We start from the raw sequence: 270 nt of genomic DNA, 5'->3' as shown, positions 1-270 counted from the left end.
CTCATCGCCCTGCTGGTGCTGATCGTCACGTTCCGCTCCTTCGTGATGGCGGGGCTCCCCCTCGGCGTCGCCCTCATCGGCGTGGGCGTCTCGCTTCTCGGCGTGGTCGCTGCGACGGCGTTCACCGACGTGTCGGCGACCACGCCCCTGCTCGCCCTGATGCTGGGTCTCGCCGTCGGCATCGACTACGCGCTGTTCATCGCGGCACGTCACCAGGATCAGGTACGCGAGGGCGTGGATCCGCAGGACGCGGCCGCGCGCGCGACCGGC

General features: G+C 71.1%; 1 protein-coding gene. It reads left to right on the top strand.

The window, feature by feature from the left end; translation table 11 throughout:
* Window positions 1-270, top strand: a 270-nt coding sequence (locus SB754_RS20435; protein WP_410784189.1) for an MMPL family transporter, incomplete at both ends; no start/stop codon positions are given.

This window comes from Leifsonia sp. SIMBA_070, assembly GCF_046534635.1.
Taxonomy (GTDB): Bacteria; Actinomycetota; Actinomycetes; order Actinomycetales; family Microbacteriaceae; genus Leifsonia.
This window is presented reverse-complemented; position numbering and strand designations above follow the sequence as displayed.